The sequence below is a fragment of the Albidovulum litorale genome (assembly GCF_025751495.1).
Classification (GTDB): Bacteria; Pseudomonadota; Alphaproteobacteria; order Rhodobacterales; family Rhodobacteraceae; genus Albidovulum; species Albidovulum litorale.
Genome location: NZ_JAOWKZ010000003.1, coordinates 667431 through 681301 on the forward strand (window position 1 = coordinate 667431; position 13871 = coordinate 681301).

At 62.4% G+C, this 13871-nt stretch carries 17 protein-coding genes; 7 read left to right on the forward strand and 10 right to left on the reverse strand.

The window, feature by feature from the left end; genetic code table 11:
* The first annotated feature begins 15 nt into the window (after positions 1-15).
* A complete protein-coding gene (locus OEZ71_RS14180; RefSeq protein ID WP_263740643.1) occupies positions 16-546 on the forward strand; it encodes an REP-associated tyrosine transposase in 531 nt (176 codons plus the stop codon).
* A gap of 122 nt (positions 547-668) precedes the next feature.
* On the opposite strand, the gene OEZ71_RS14185 is transcribed toward OEZ71_RS14180, so the two are convergent.
* Both OEZ71_RS14185 and thyX read right to left on the reverse strand, forming a co-directional pair.
* Positions 669-1475, reverse strand: a complete 807-nt coding sequence (locus OEZ71_RS14185) for a DUF4393 domain-containing protein (protein ID WP_263740644.1) — start codon at positions 1473-1475, stop codon at positions 669-671.
* A 3-nt stretch (positions 1476-1478) separates the two neighbouring features.
* Complete coding sequence (thyX, locus tag OEZ71_RS14190; protein WP_263740645.1) at positions 1479-2384, reverse strand: FAD-dependent thymidylate synthase; 906 nt, start codon at positions 2382-2384, stop codon at positions 1479-1481.
* Between the two features lie 178 nt (positions 2385-2562).
* On the opposite strand from thyX, the gene OEZ71_RS14195 reads away from it, so the two are divergent.
* Genes OEZ71_RS14195 through OEZ71_RS14205 form a run of 3 tightly spaced genes read left to right on the forward strand, consistent with a single transcriptional unit; the run spans position 2563 to position 4444 of the window.
* Positions 2563-2991, forward strand: coding sequence for a VOC family protein (locus OEZ71_RS14195; protein WP_263740646.1), 429 nt, complete (start codon positions 2563-2565; stop codon positions 2989-2991).
* A complete protein-coding gene (locus tag OEZ71_RS14200) occupies positions 2985-3677 on the forward strand; it encodes a DUF1194 domain-containing protein (protein WP_263740647.1) in 693 nt (230 codons plus the stop codon). Before OEZ71_RS14195 ends, OEZ71_RS14200 begins: the two co-directional genes overlap by 7 nt.
* Positions 3674-4444: a DUF1194 domain-containing protein gene (locus OEZ71_RS14205; RefSeq protein ID WP_263740648.1), complete on the forward strand. Its 771-nt coding sequence runs from the start codon at positions 3674-3676 to the stop codon at positions 4442-4444. Before OEZ71_RS14200 ends, OEZ71_RS14205 begins: the two co-directional genes overlap by 4 nt.
* Before the next feature lie 9 nt (positions 4445-4453).
* Here OEZ71_RS14205 and OEZ71_RS14210 read toward each other — a convergent pair whose 3' ends face one another.
* From OEZ71_RS14210 to OEZ71_RS14220, 3 genes are all read right to left on the reverse strand, one after another.
* Complete coding sequence (locus OEZ71_RS14210; protein ID WP_263740649.1) at positions 4454-4951, reverse strand: MarR family winged helix-turn-helix transcriptional regulator; 498 nt, start codon at positions 4949-4951, stop codon at positions 4454-4456.
* Positions 4952-5029: 78 nt separating this feature from the next.
* Positions 5030-5305: a succinate dehydrogenase assembly factor 2 gene (locus tag OEZ71_RS14215; RefSeq protein WP_263740650.1), complete on the reverse strand. Its 276-nt coding sequence runs from the start codon at positions 5303-5305 to the stop codon at positions 5030-5032.
* On the reverse strand, positions 5302-5724 hold the full coding sequence (locus OEZ71_RS14220) for a helix-turn-helix domain-containing protein (protein WP_263740652.1): 423 nt from the start codon (positions 5722-5724) through the stop codon (positions 5302-5304). The genes OEZ71_RS14215 and OEZ71_RS14220 overlap by 4 nt, the downstream gene beginning before the upstream one ends.
* A gap of 86 nt (positions 5725-5810) precedes the next feature.
* On the opposite strand from OEZ71_RS14220, the gene OEZ71_RS14225 reads away from it, so the two are divergent.
* Both OEZ71_RS14225 and OEZ71_RS14230 read left to right on the forward strand, forming a co-directional pair.
* Entirely contained in the window at positions 5811-7013 is a 1203-nt protein-coding gene (locus OEZ71_RS14225; RefSeq protein WP_263740653.1) for a pyridoxal phosphate-dependent aminotransferase, read from the forward strand.
* A 9-nt stretch (positions 7014-7022) separates the two neighbouring features.
* Positions 7023-7451: a hypothetical protein gene (locus tag OEZ71_RS14230; protein ID WP_263740654.1), complete on the forward strand. Its 429-nt coding sequence runs from the start codon at positions 7023-7025 to the stop codon at positions 7449-7451.
* 229 nt (positions 7452-7680) lie between these two features.
* Here the strand turns inward: OEZ71_RS14230 and OEZ71_RS14235 are convergent, their stop codons facing one another.
* From OEZ71_RS14235 to OEZ71_RS14250, 4 genes are all read right to left on the reverse strand, one after another.
* A complete protein-coding gene (locus OEZ71_RS14235; protein WP_263740655.1) occupies positions 7681-9042 on the reverse strand; it encodes an MATE family efflux transporter in 1362 nt (453 codons plus the stop codon).
* Between the two features lie 44 nt (positions 9043-9086).
* The gene (locus tag OEZ71_RS14240; RefSeq protein WP_263740656.1) at positions 9087-9566 is read right to left on the reverse strand and encodes a GNAT family N-acetyltransferase; all 480 of its coding nucleotides are present in this window, start codon (positions 9564-9566) and stop codon (positions 9087-9089) included.
* Between the two features lie 134 nt (positions 9567-9700).
* Entirely contained in the window at positions 9701-10795 is a 1095-nt protein-coding gene (gene ppk2 / locus OEZ71_RS14245; RefSeq protein ID WP_263740657.1) for a polyphosphate kinase 2, read from the reverse strand.
* A 103-nt stretch (positions 10796-10898) separates the two neighbouring features.
* A complete protein-coding gene (locus tag OEZ71_RS14250; RefSeq protein ID WP_263740658.1) occupies positions 10899-11321 on the reverse strand; it encodes a c-type cytochrome in 423 nt (140 codons plus the stop codon).
* A gap of 177 nt (positions 11322-11498) precedes the next feature.
* Between OEZ71_RS14250 and OEZ71_RS14255 the strand changes: the two genes are divergently transcribed.
* Positions 11499-12158 carry a glutathione S-transferase family protein gene (locus OEZ71_RS14255; RefSeq protein ID WP_263740659.1) on the forward strand — a complete coding sequence of 220 codons (660 nt, stop codon included), beginning with the start codon at positions 11499-11501 and terminating at the stop codon, positions 12156-12158.
* A 156-nt stretch (positions 12159-12314) separates the two neighbouring features.
* On the opposite strand, the gene OEZ71_RS14260 is transcribed toward OEZ71_RS14255, so the two are convergent.
* A complete protein-coding gene (locus tag OEZ71_RS14260) occupies positions 12315-13799 on the reverse strand; it encodes an inorganic phosphate transporter (protein ID WP_263740660.1) in 1485 nt (494 codons plus the stop codon).
* Positions 13800-13871 lie beyond the last annotated feature (72 nt).

Here is a 13871-nt window from a genome sequence, read left to right on the forward strand (position 1 = left end):
CGCCGATCATCGGCCATGTCCCGCTACCGCCGCCCGACCATCCCCGGCGCCACGGTCTTCTTTACCGTCGCGCTCGCCGACCGCCGCTCGGACCTTCTGGTCCGCGAGATCGGGGCGTTGCGCAACGCGGTACGGGCGACACGGGCGGAGCGGCCCATTGCGATCGATGCATGGGTCGTGTTGCCCGACCACATGCATTGCGTCTGGACCCTGCCAGAGGGGGACGCGGATTTTTCGGTGCGCATGGCGGCGATCAAGGCCCGGTTCACGCGTGTCATCCGTAGGTCGGGGTTTACCCCGACTCCACCCGCCAATCCGTACGGCGCGCGGGCGGGACGGAAGAGAGTCGGGGTGAACCCCGACCTACCCAAGGATGAAGCGCCGGTATGGCAGAAACGATTTTGGGAACATCACATCCGCGACGAGGCGGATTATCAGGCGCATGTCCGGTATTGTTGGATCAACCCGGTAAAGCACGGGTTGGTCGAACGGCCCGAAGATTGGCCGTATTCGTCATTTCATCGGGATGGCGGCACGAACCCGTAGGGTGCGCATTCATTGCGCACCCGGGTGGTGTGAAGAGGGGGCGGGGATGACGGAAAAAAGGGGTGAATTCGGAGGCGGTCTCGAAGGGTGTGGTGCGCAATGAATGCGCACCCTACGGCTTGCTAGAGAACTGCCCTCGCAAACCGCTTGCCAAACTCCGTAAGATCAATCGTGCCTTTTATAAATTTGATTTCCTCATCATCTTCCAAATTATTGAAAATATCTTTGTATTCTTGTCGAGCCTCCACCCAATCATATAGATTCTCGCCTGCGGCATGTCGATCATAACGCACCTCTACAAGCCCCAAGCGAATCCAATTATCTATCATTGATGGGAATGCCGGAATTTTGGCCATTTCGCCCGTCTCTGAGTAGAACCAGTTATAAAGATGCCTATATTTTACCCGATACTGACCACCTGAATCCTTGATACCAGCAGTAACCGTAGCAATTGTTCGATTTGCCTGCCCAGCAATAAAGCTATTGAGAAGGCCCGCCTCAAGAGGGTCCAACTGCCTAATAATATCTGAAAAAGATGGATGGACATCGTCCGTTTTTTGCCGAGTCATCGACGATCGGATGAGTCGGAGGTAAAGTTCCTTAAGGTTCGGTTCGTCACTCGAGAAAGCGAGACCTTGCAATGCAGGCGCAACTAGAGAAGCCTTAGGTTCAACAATATCCTCCTGCGGCACGTCCTTCATAACTTCTTCGAGATCGTGCTCAAATTTTGACTCGAAATATTTCCGCCCCTTATCAAATGCGAAGGTCACCGCTGCAATTGGCAACAAACAAACGTTGATCGCTTTGGTCAGTGTTAGGGCACTCTTTGCAAGTTCAGAGCCAGCCTCGCGTAGCTCTGGTGTGTCCTTTGCTACCGACATTATAGTAGTAACGACTTCGACGGTTTGTTTTGCCTTGTCGATGCTCATCACTCACCCCCAAACCCCCTCAAACTCCCGCCATTCGCCCTTCGACATGCCGGAGTTTTCCTGTGTCACCACCTCTCCGGCCAGCCGTCGCTTCAGCGCCTCGACCCCCTTGCCCGACAGGTTCACCCCGCCCATGCGGTAGTCCTCGAAAGCGCCGTAGGCCAGCGGCACCCAGTCGCGGACGATGTCGCACATGACCTCGGCATAGGCGCGGATTTCGTATTGGGCGTGGGTGTCGGCGCGCAGGCGCAGGAAGTGGAAGAGGTTGTGCAGGTCCACCTTCCAGTACCATTGCGTATAGACATTGGCGGGCAGGTTCATGCGGGCGAGTTCGCGGGCGAGGCCCTTCTGGCCGTCCTGCGACAGCATATCCTCGTAATGGTCATAGGCCCGCGTGGCGTCGTCGCGCAGGATGTCGAGCACGCGCTGCGCCTCTTCGCCCTGCAACAACTCCCCCCTGCCCTGATTGTTCACCGTCGATTGCGCGGCGAGATGTTCCGGCGCGGGGATGTAGAATTCGCGGTCGAGGATCGAGTAGCGGGCGGAGTATTCGTTGACGTTGGCGGTGCGGTGGCGGATCCACTGGCGGGCGACGAAGACCGGCAGCTTGACGTGGAACTTGACCTCGCACATCTCGAACGGGGTCGAGTGCCAGTGGCGCATGAGGTAGCGGATGAGCCCTTCGTCATTCGTGACATGCTTGGTGCCCTTGCCGTAGCTGACGCGCGCGGCCTGCGTGATGGCGTTGTCGTCGCCCATATAGTCGATGACGCGGACAAGGCCGTGGTCGAGCACTTCGTGGGCCACGTAGAGGCGCTTTTCCATGCCCTCGGAGGTGACGCGCAGCGTCGGCCTGGTCTCGGCGCGGGCCTCTTGGATCTCGGCCTGCTGTTCGGGGGTGAGTGTCATGGCGTCCTCCGGCTTCTCGAATCGTGATCCACTATATCTATGGGTTGGCCGGGCGGTAAACGCGATAGAGTGTATCAGGGGCAGATTTTCTGTCCGGCCCCGATTTTCTGTGGATCGGGCCGCTTGGCGGCGGGGCGGCGGGGCTGCTAGGCTGCCGGAAAACATCAGGGAGCAAGACATGGGCCTGAAATATCTGCACACGATGGTGAGGGTGAAGGATCTGGACGCCTCGATGGCGTTTTACCGGCTTCTGGGGCTGGAAGAGACGCGGCGCTGGGACAATGAGGGGGGGCGGTTCACGCTCGTCTTCATGGCGCCGCCGGGGCAGCCGGACTGCCCGGTGGAACTGACCTACAACTGGGACGGGGATGAGGGGCTGCCCTCGGACAGCCGCCATTTCGGGCATCTCGCCTATGAGGTCGACGATATCTACGCGACCTGCGCCCATCTCTTGGCCAATGGCGTGACGATCAACCGGCCGCCGCGCGACGGGCACATGGCCTTTGTCCGCTCGCCCGACAATGTCTCGATCGAGTTGCTGCAGGCAGGTGAGGCCAAGGCGCCCGCCGAGCCCTGGGCGAGCATGGGGAATACCGGGCATTGGTAAGAGCGGCGCTGACGCTGGCCTTTTGCCTCGCTGCGGCTCCGGCGGTGGCCGGGTGTCGGCTGGCCCTGCTGCTGGCGCTCGATGTCTCGGCCTCGGTCGACAGGGACGAGGACCTGTTGCAGCGGCAGGGGCTGGCGCGGGCATTGCTGGCCCCGGCGGTTGAGGAGGCGTTCCTAGCCTTCGGCGACGACCATGTGGCGCTCGCCGTCTATGAATGGAGCGGGCGGCATCAGCAGGACCTGCTTCTGGACTGGACGGTGATCACGGGGGCAGAGGATCTGGCGGTGGCGGCGGCGACGGTGGCCACGAGCGAGCGGGGGCATGACGACATGCCGACGGCGCTTGGATATGCGTTGGGTCATGCGGCGAGCCTGTTCGAACGCGCGCCGGATTGTACGGCGCGGAAGCTCGACGTGTCGGGCGACGGGCGCAACAATGAAGGCTTCGGCCCGGATCTGGCGTATCGCGAGTTCCCTCTGGACGGTGTGACGATAAACGGCCTCGCCATTTCCGAAAGCGACCGCGAGATTGCCGATTATTACCGGCGCAAGCTGATCCGGGGACCGGGGGCCTTTGTCATCGAGGTGACCCGGTTCGAGGATTACGAGGCGGCGATGGAGGAGAAGCTTCTTCGCGAGTTGGAAGGCCCGGTGGTCAGCATGCTGGCACCGCGCAGCCCGGGATGATCCGGGCGGGGCTTGCAGCACTGCTGCTGGCCGCGGCACCGGCCCATGCCGCCTGCCGACAGGCTTTGGCCATTGGTCTCGATGTGTCGGGATCCGTCGATCAACGGGAATTCGTCTTGCAAGTGCAGGGCCTTGCCGCTGCGCTGAGCTCTGACGCGGTGCGTGCGGTCCTTCTGGAAGCGCCGGGTTATCCGGTGGCTCTGGCGGTCTATGACTGGTCAGGGGCTGAACATCAGCGGCTGATCCTCGACTGGGTGGAGATCACCGACGAAGTGGTGCTTGAGCGGGTGGCGGGCGTGATCGCCACGGCGGTCAGGATCGAACGGTCGCCCGCCACGGGTGTCGGCGCGGCGATGCTTTATGGCGATGCGCTTCTCGCGCAGCGGACGGATTGCCCGCGCGCGGCGCTCGACCTGACGGGCGATGGGCTCAACAACTCCGGTCCGCAGCCGCGCGATATCGTGCTGCCGGGCCGCGTGCCCGACGTCACGGTCAATGCCCTTGTGATCGGAGTGAACCGGGATGAGGGATGGGATGGCGGCGATCCCGGCGTGGCGGAACTGACCGCCTGGTTCACGGCCGAGGTGATCCGGGGACCGGATGCCTTCGTCGAGGTCGCCCTGGGGTTTGAGGATTTCGCGGCGGCGATGGAACGAAAGCTTTTGCGCGAACTTGCCGAGCTGACGGTCAGCGCGCTCCCCGGGTCCGATGACAAGGTGGCCCTACAGTATGGAGATGCCGTACCGGGCGTATCTAGCGCAAGATGAACGTAAGGCTCAGTAGATGTAGCGGATCTGGTCGGTCCAGAATCGTTCCATCCGGCGCAGGAGTGCGTTCATCTCCTCCGTCGCGGCAAATCCGATGACACCGCGCGCCTGCATCGTCTCGGCATGGCGGGCGAAGAGATCGGAAACGGCATCATGCACTCCCCTGCCCTTTTCCGTCAGCCGCACCCGGACCGAGCGGCGGTCGGCCTCGCAGCGTTCGTGATGCATGTAACCGGCATCGACCAGCTTCTTGAGATTATAGCTGACATTGGAGCCCTGATAGTAGCCGCGCGATTTCAGCTCACCCGCGGTCACCTCATGTTCGCCGATATTGAAGAGAAGGAGCGCCTGCACCGCGTTGATCTCGATCTGGCCGAGCCGCTCAAACTCATCCTTGATCACGTCGAGAAGCAGGCGGTGCAGCCGTTCAACCAGCCCGAGCGTTTCGATATAGGAGCCGAGCAGGCCTTTCTGCCGGGTCTCATCGACCTGAGCGTGAACCGTCATCTTTTTCTCCGCCGTTTTTTCTGCTGCTGGTCACAGCCTCGGCGGAAAGAGGAAAATTTCGGTTAAAAGCGAAAGAGTTCAGGACCGGGCGCGGTTCCGGTCCCGTGCGAACCCGGCGATCTCTGCAATCAGGGTCGAGAAGCGTTCCGGCGCCGGCGCGGCGCCGGTCATCCACGGGTAAAGATCCTGATCGTTCTCACCCAGAAGCGCATCATAAAGCGCCAGACGGTCAGGCGGCATGGCTGCAAGATGGGCATCGGCATAGGGGCCGAGGATGAGGTCCATCTCTTTCGTGCCGCGCCGCCATGACCGCATGGCAAGACGTTTCAGCATCGCTTCGGCAGACTCGCTCACGCGGCGCTCTGGTCCAGCCCCTGACGGAGCTTCTTTTCCAGCCGCCCAAGGCGCCCGGTCATCGCGGTCATTGCGGTACGCAATTCGCGAATCTCGGCAAGAACGCCCTTGACTTGCGCCGTTTCGGCCGCTGTCTCGTCCGGCATATCCACGCCGTCGCCCTCACCGGTCAGAAGCCACATCAGCGACACGCCGAGCATGCCGGCCAGCATCTGCAGACGGTTGGCGCGCGGCTCTTTCGCGTCGGCTTCCCAATGTTCGATCACCTTTGTCTTCACGCCAAGGCGTTGGGCAAGATCAGCTTGACTCAGACCGGCCGCCTCACGCGCGGCAGCCAGCCGGTCGCCGAAGGTCGCAGCATCATCGCTGAACCAATTTTCGGCGGTTTCCGCGGTCTTTTCGAGCGTATCGGTGGTCATTAGAATTCCTTCTTGAAGTCGCTTGCGGGGGATGAAGTGGCAATCTAAGACATGGGCCCGGCAATTACAAACCGGAGTTCCGACAAATGCCCTTCATTTCCGACACGCTGGCCCGCGTCAAACCGTCGCCCACCATCGCGGTGACCACGAAAGCGCAGGAACTGAAGGCCGCTGGCCGCGACGTGATCGGCCTTGGCGCGGGCGAGCCGGATTTCGACACGCCTGACAATATAAAGGCCGCCGCCAAGCGCGCGATTGACGAGGGCAAGACCAAATACACCGCCGTCGATGGCATCCCGGAACTGAAGAAGGCGATCTGCGCCAAGTTCGAACGTGAAAACGGCCTCAGCTACAAGCCGAACCAGATCACGGTGGGCACCGGCGGCAAACAGACGCTGTACAATGCACTGATGGCGACGCTGAACCCGGGCGACGAGGTGATCATCCCCGCGCCCTACTGGGTCAGCTATCCCGACATGGTCCTGCTGGCGGGCGGCACGCCGGTGCCGGTGGCCTGCGGGATCGAGAGCCAGTTCAAGCTGACGCCCGCGCAGCTTGAGGCGGCGATCACGCCAAAGACCAAATGGTTCATCTTCAACTCGCCCTCGAATCCCACCGGGGCAGGCTATAACCGGGACGAGCTGAAGGCGCTGACCGATGTGCTGATGCGCCACCCGCATGTCTGGGTGATGTCGGATGACATGTATGAACATCTCGTCTTCGACGATTTCGAATTCGTCAGCCCCGCGCAGGTCGAACCCGGCCTTTACGAGAGAACGCTGACCTGCAATGGCGTCTCGAAAGCCTATGCGATGACCGGCTGGCGGATCGGCTATGCGGCGGGACCGGTGGAGTTGATCAAGGCGATGGGGACGATCCAGTCGCAATCGACCTCGAACCCCTCGTCAGTTTCGCAATATGCGGCTGTAGAGGCGCTGAACGGGCCGCAGGATTTCCTGGCCGAGAACAAGGTGACCTTCCAGCGCCGCCGCGATCTGGTTGTATCGATGCTGAACCAGGCCAAGGGGATCAACTGCCCGCGCCCTGAAGGCGCGTTCTACGTCTATCCCGATATTTCGGACTGCATCGGCAAGACCTCGGCCGGGGGTACGAAAATCACCGATGACGAAGCCTTCGCCACCGCGCTTCTGGAAGAGACGGGCGTCGCTGTCGTCTTTGGCGCGGCCTTCGGGGTTTCGCCAAACTTCCGCGTCAGCTACGCTACTTCGGACGCGGCGCTGGAAGAGGCCTGCCGCCGGATCCAGTCCTTCTGCGCGGGGCTGAAATAGGGGGAAAGCATGGCGGGCGATCTGCCGGATTACTACTTCCGCATCCGCGAAAATGGCGCTGCGGTCTTTCGGGTGGATACCGAAAACCGCCAGCGGCGGATCGAGATGGACCAGATCGCCGTCGTCAATGTGAAGAACGGCGAGATCAAGCCGCAGGGCGACCGCAAGCTCTCGGCTGGGGACATGGCGACGATCCGCGACTGGCTGGAGGCGCGGCGGGCATTGCTGGCGCGGCGGGATGTCGACGATATCCTCCGCGCGGTCGATCACCTCAACCTCACCACGCAATGGGCGCAGTCGAAGGCGACCGATGCGCAGCTGGAGGACGTGACCGACGCGCTCCTGCTTGCGATGCATGACCTGCGGTCGGTGCTGGTGCGCAAGAAATCCGAGCGGGTCCTGGCGTCGCAGGGCGACAAAGCGGCCGGCGGATCCTGATCCCACTGCTTTCAAATTGCGGCACCCGTTCCGGGCGCCAGGACATATCTCGCTCCCGCAAAAGCGGGGGCTCGGGCCTGCCTCCGGCGGGAGTGTTTTCCGACAGAAAGTGACGGGCCTTTATCCACTTTCTGTCGGAAAATACTCCGGGGTTTGGGGCAGCGCCCCAACCGGCCGCGCCGATGCGCGGCCCCAGTAAAGGAATGACCCGGAACGGGCCGCCTTGGGATCAGGCCAGTTCCACCTGCCCCCAACGCCCCCAGAAGCGCCACATCAGAAGGACCGCAGCAACGGCAAGTCCGATGGTCAGCCCAAGCCAGAGACCAGCGCCGCCGAAGCCCATGGGAAAGGCCAGAAGATAGCTCGCCGGGATGCCGATCACCCAATAGCTGATCACCGTGATCCAGAGCGGACCGGCCGTGTCCTGCACCCCGCGCAGAAGGCCGAGCGCCATGACCTGCGCGGCATCGAACATCTGGAAGAGCGCCGCGAGCGCCAGAAGCACGGTTCCGAAGGCGACGATCGCACCTGCCTCCGGTTTCGCCTCGTCGAGGAAAAGCCCGATGATCGGCCCCGGCAGGATCAGGAAGACCGCCACGACGACAAGCCCGAAGAGAAGCGACATCGCAATCGCCGCGACGGCCCCGTCGCGGAGCCCGACAAAGTCGCCCCGCCCCTCGGCATGGCCGACCCGCACGGTCGCGGCATTGGAAAGCCCCAGATGCACCATGAAGGCTAAAGCCGCGACCTCGATCGCGATGCCATGGGCGGCCAGTTCCACCGTGCCGACCCAGCCCATCATCAGCGCCGAGGCGTTGAAAAGCCCGCCCTCGGCCAGCCCCGTCAGACCAACCGGCCAGCCGAGCCGCCAGACCCGGGCGAAGGCGGGCCAATCTGGCCGCCAGAACCGCTGGAACAGGTGGAACCGCCTGAGATCCGGTTGCCGTGCTGCGTAGAAGGCGAGCAAAAGCGCCGTGACGCTCTGCGTCACCAGCGTCGCCACCGCCGCGCCGCGCACGCCAAGCTCCGGCGCCCCCCAGTTGCCGAAGATCAGCATCCAGTTCAGCGCCACGTTGACACAGGCCCCCGCCATCGTGGCCCACAGCACCACCCCGGTCCGTTCCAGCGCCGACAGATAGCCACGAAAGGTATTGACGAGCAAAGCCGGGATCAGACCGAAGCCCGCGATCCTCAGGTAATCCTGCGCCAGCGCGGAAAGCTCCGGCTCCTGCCCGAGCGCGATGAGGATCGGCCCCGACCACCACATCACCGGCAGCACCGCCACGCCGAAGAGGATCGAATGCCACATCGTCATCCGTGTATCGCGGCGGACCTGCGTCTCGTCCCCCTTGCCGAGAGACGAGGCCACCATGCCCATCATCGCAATGGAATAGCCTGCCCCGAGGATGAAAAGGATGAAGAAGGTGGAGGCACCCAGTACGACCGAGGCCAGAGCCTCCACCCCATACCAGCCCAGCATCACCGTATCGGTGACATGCAGAACCATCTGCGCGAGGTTCGAGCCGATGAGCGGCAGCCCAAGCGCAAGAAGCGCCCGCATATGGGCGCCGTATGTAAGCCGTTCCGTCATCCCCGAGCCTTACGCCTGACCGGGGGTAAGGTCCAGAGGCTGTCTCAGGCGGCGATATGCGCCGTCACGACGGAAGGATCGCGTTCAGGCAGGCGGATGAAGCCCGCGCGGTCAGATATCCGCCGGATCGCGGTATTGGTCCTGAGGAAATGGATCCAGATGTCACTAAGACCGCGCCGCCGCGCCTCGCTGACGGCAACGTCAAAGAGCGCGCCACCGATCCCGGCCCTTCGGGTGTCCTCATCGACCGACAGCGCGATTTCTGCCACCGGATCGCTGCCGTCGCCAACATGCAGTTCGGCAAGGCCGCACAATCGTCCATCAATCCGGGCACCGAGGACAAGCGCGGGCCGGGTGGCCGCCGCGTAGCGCATGATGGCGGCATCCGAGGACCAGACGAGGAACCGGTTCAGCCGCGAGTCCGGGCCGAGATGCAACAGATGCGCCTGCAGGACCGGGCGCCAGAACGGATCGTCCGGCCGCCAGGCATTAAAGTTCAACCGGGATATGACTGGATCGGACATCGTGCCCGCCCCTGATTCTGCGCATGCATTGCCGCAATGCAGCATCAAGATGGGGCTTCGAAGGCGTCATGGGAATACCCAGTGACCGCAATTCCGATCTGCGGGGCAAGCAAGTCACGTGCCCCGCACCCGGTTCATGCCTTGCTTGTGGACGCAGTCCTCCGCCTCGGTGCCGGCTTAACGGCGGTTTCGGCCGCTGTCGGCTCTTTGCCGTTCTGACCGGGTTTGCGGCGCAGATCCGGATGCATCGACGCGCCGAGGATATGGTCTGAGCCATGGACGACATGGCTCGCCCGGCCGACGATCAGGGGATCGGGCGCGCCGACAACCTCGGTGTCCTTGTCGGGATAGTCGAGCGAGGCGAGAAAATGGCGCATGCAGTTCAGCCGCGCCCGTTTCTTGTCGTTCGACTTGATGATCGTCCAAGGCGCGTCGGCCGTGTCGGTATAGAAGAACATCGCCTCTTTCGCCTCGGTATAGTCATCCCACTTGTCGAGCGACGCCTTGTCGATCGGCGACAGTTTCCAACGCTTCAGGGGGTCGGTTTCCCGCGACTTGAAGCGGCGGCGCTGTTCGGTCTGCGTGACGGAGAACCAGTATTTGTAAAGCCGGATGCCCGACCGGACGAGCATCCGCTCCACCTCGGGCGCCTGGCGCATGAATTCGAGGTAATCGGTGGGCGAGCAGAAGCCCATCACCCGCTCAACACCCGCGCGGTTGTACCAGCTCCGGTCATAGAAGACCATTTCGCCCGCGGTTGGCAGATGTTCGATATAGCGCTGGAAGAACCACTGGCCGCGTTCCTCGTCGGTCGGCTTGTTCAGCGCCACGACGCGGGCGAAGCGGGGGTTGAGATGCTCCATATACCGCTTGATCGTGCCGCCCTTGCCAGCAGCATCGCGGCCCTCGAAGAGGATGACGAATTTCTGCCCCGTCTCCAGTGCCCATTTCTGCACCTTGAGTAGCTCTGCCTGAAGACGGGCTTTCTCCGCCTCGTAATCGCGGCGGATCATCTTGCGGGAATAGGGATAGCGGCCGCTTTCAAAGGCATGGCGGATCGCGTCGGCGTCAACGACGGGGAAACTCTTCGGACCCTTTGGCGCCTCACCGTTAGGCACTAATTGATCCTCGACCGCATCCTCGCCTCTTGCTGACTGTGCGACGGGCGGCTCCGAGTCCATCGCCACCTCTGTCGCCTCACTGGCCGCTGATGTCACGTCATCTATCATCGCGCTCCTCCATTCCCGTGCGAACCCAGCCACGCTGGCACGTTTGGGCGCGGACAACCTTGATGCGGGTCAAACTGCCGCAAAATTGTCAGAGACGTTGCAGCTATTGCTCCTGTATCGTCTGGAGATAGTAGACGACAGCGAGAATACGACCCTGCGTGACCGCCTTCGCGTCTCGCGGATTGGACGCCGGGTCTTCCATCTCCTCGGCGACGAAATACCGACCCCAAACCGGCATATTTGAATATCCGTGGCCCTTGATCTCCGTCGTCCCGTCAATCGACTTGTAGACAGCTTCGAAAGGGAAGAGCCCACCATTGTCCTTGGCAAGATGGGAGAGATTGCGCGGCTTGCGGTCGAAAAGTTCACCCACCAATCCATCGCCAGCCCCAGTTTCACCATGACAAACCGAGCACCGCTCCTGGTAGATTTCCGCTCCAATTGCCGCGTCTTGCGCCGAGGCGAAGCCGGCACCCAGCAATCCGGTCAATAATGTGACGGACGCAGTCAACTTGAATACAGACATTTGCTCCTCCTTCTGCATCATAATCGGAGTATCCTTGCATGGGCGGATCGGAGGGAATTGATCTCCATCAATCGCCTCGCGTTGCGGGCCGACCGATCTGATCGGCACAGAGTGTAGGGACTACCGCTCTCTGTCGCTTCGCGCTAACGATGGGCCCATCATGTCCGAGGAAAAACCATGCTCACAATCTACGGCGTCTATCGCAGCCGCGCCTCGCGCAACTTCTGGCTGCTGGAGGAACTGGACATGGAGTTCGAGCATGTTCCGGTGATCCAGGGCTACCGCCTGCCCGATCCCGAGGCGGAGGACGCGCCCTTCAACACGCTCTCGCCCGGTTTCGTCGCGATCAGCCCGGCAGGTGCCGTCCCGGTCCTGAAGGATGGTGACTTCGTGCTGTCGGAATCGCTCGCGATGAACCTCTACATAGCGCGCAAGGCAGGCGGGCCGCTCGCCCCGGCGGACGAGAAGGAAAACGCGCTGATGGAGCAATGGGCGCTTTACGGCATGACCGCGATCGAGACCCATGCGCTCGCCATCATGTACGCCCATGCCGAGGGACGGGCGAAGACACCGGCAGGAGAGGCCGAGATCGCGTCCGAGACCGCCCGGCTGCGCCGCCCGCTCAAGGTGCTCAATGCCCATCTGCGCGAAAACGGCCACATGGTCGGCGGGCGCTTCACCGTCGCCGACATCAACATGGCCGAGATCATCCGCTACGCCCAGGCCGAGCCCGGGCTGGTCGACCAGTTCCCCGCCATTGCGGGCTGGATATCGGCCTGCCACGAACGGCCCGCCTTCAAGGCGATGTGGGCGAAACGGCTGGCCGAGCCTGCGTAGGTGCGGGGTCGTCGTCCGGGCTGAAAAACCTTTAAGAATGTAGTTCAGGGGTGCGGGAGGCGATTTCTTGAAAAGAAATCGCACCGGAAACTTTCAGAGTTTCCGGTGCCCGGTCTGTTTTCGTGAGCTTGCGCCCATGCAGCCGATCCGCCCGCTTTACCCCGCGATGGCCCGGATGCCGAGGAAGATGACCGCTGACATCAGCGCGGCAGCGGGAACGGTGATGACCCAGGCGGCTATGATCGTGGTGAAATGGGTCCGGCGCACCAGCTTGCGGCGGCCGCGTTCATCCGGGCCAATCTCAAGACCTTCAGGCATATCCATTCGCGCCTTGCGCATCCGCCGCCCGGTATCCCATTCGCGGAAGAACCCGACGCCAAAGACCGCGCCCACCGCGATATGGGTCGAACTGACGGGCAGACCCAGCCAGCTTGCGACGATCACGGTAATTGCCGCCGACAGGGCCACACAATAGGCCCGCATCGGATTGAGCTTGGTGATCTGGCTGCCGACCATCCGGATCAGTTTCGGACCGAAAAGGAACAGGCCGAACGAGATGCCCAGCGCCCCGATCACCATGACCCAGTGCGGGATGCTGACCGATTCCGAGAAATCTCCGGTCTGCGAGGCGCTGACGATGGCCGCGAGCGGCCCGACCGCATTGGCGACATCGTTGGCGCCATGGGCAAAGCTCAGAAGTGCTGCCGAAACCACCAGCGGAATGCCGAAAAGCACCTTCAGCGACTTGTTGCGGTTCTCCAGCCCCTTCGATTGCTTGCGGATCACCGGGATCATCGCGACCCAGACCGCGCCCCCCGCGACAAGGCCGATGAGAAGCGCCGAGCCGAGGGATATCTTCACCAGATGCTTCAACCCCTTCAGCGACAGGTAAGCCGCAAAGGCGCCTGCCATAATACCCACAAGCATCGGCACCCAGCGCCGCGCGGCGGCAATCTTGTCATCCTGATAGATGATGCGCGCCTTGATGAACCACAAGAACCCGGCAGCAATGACCCCGCCAAGAACGGGTGAGATCACCCAGCTTGCCGCGATCGTGGTCATCGTGCTCCAGTTGACCGCGCCGAACCCCGCGGCCGCAATCCCGGCACCCATGACGCCGCCGACCACGGAATGCGTGGTGGAGACCGGTGCCCCGATCCATGTGGCAAGGTTGACCCAGAGCGCGGAGGACAGAAGTGCGGCCATCATCGCCCAGATGAAGATCGACCCGTCCGCCATGGTTTCGGGCGCAACGATGCCCTTGGAAATGGTCGAAACCACGTCGCCACCGGCAATCAGCGCGCCCGCGCTTTCGAAGATCGCGGCAATGACAATCGCGCCGGTCATGGTCAGGGCATTCGCCCCAACCGCCGGTCCCATATTGTTGGCGACGTCATTGGCGCCGATATTCAGCGCCATATAGGCCCCGAAGGCGGCGGCGATGACAACGATCAGCGTGTTGCTGGTCTGGCCGAAGAAGATCGCGGCGGCAAGGGCTGCGAGCATGATGAAGACAAAGGCAATCCCCGGCCCGACCAGCGGCCGGCCAATATAGGCCGTCGCGGTTTCCAGATTGGACAACCGCCCCAGATCGCGGTCCAGCGTCTCAAGGTGACGTGCTTCAAGATCGTTGTCGGCCATCTGCGCCCCCGGATTTTTGCGCCCGCTGGGTAGGGGGGAATCACCTTCAGATCAACAGCCGATACCTTCGCT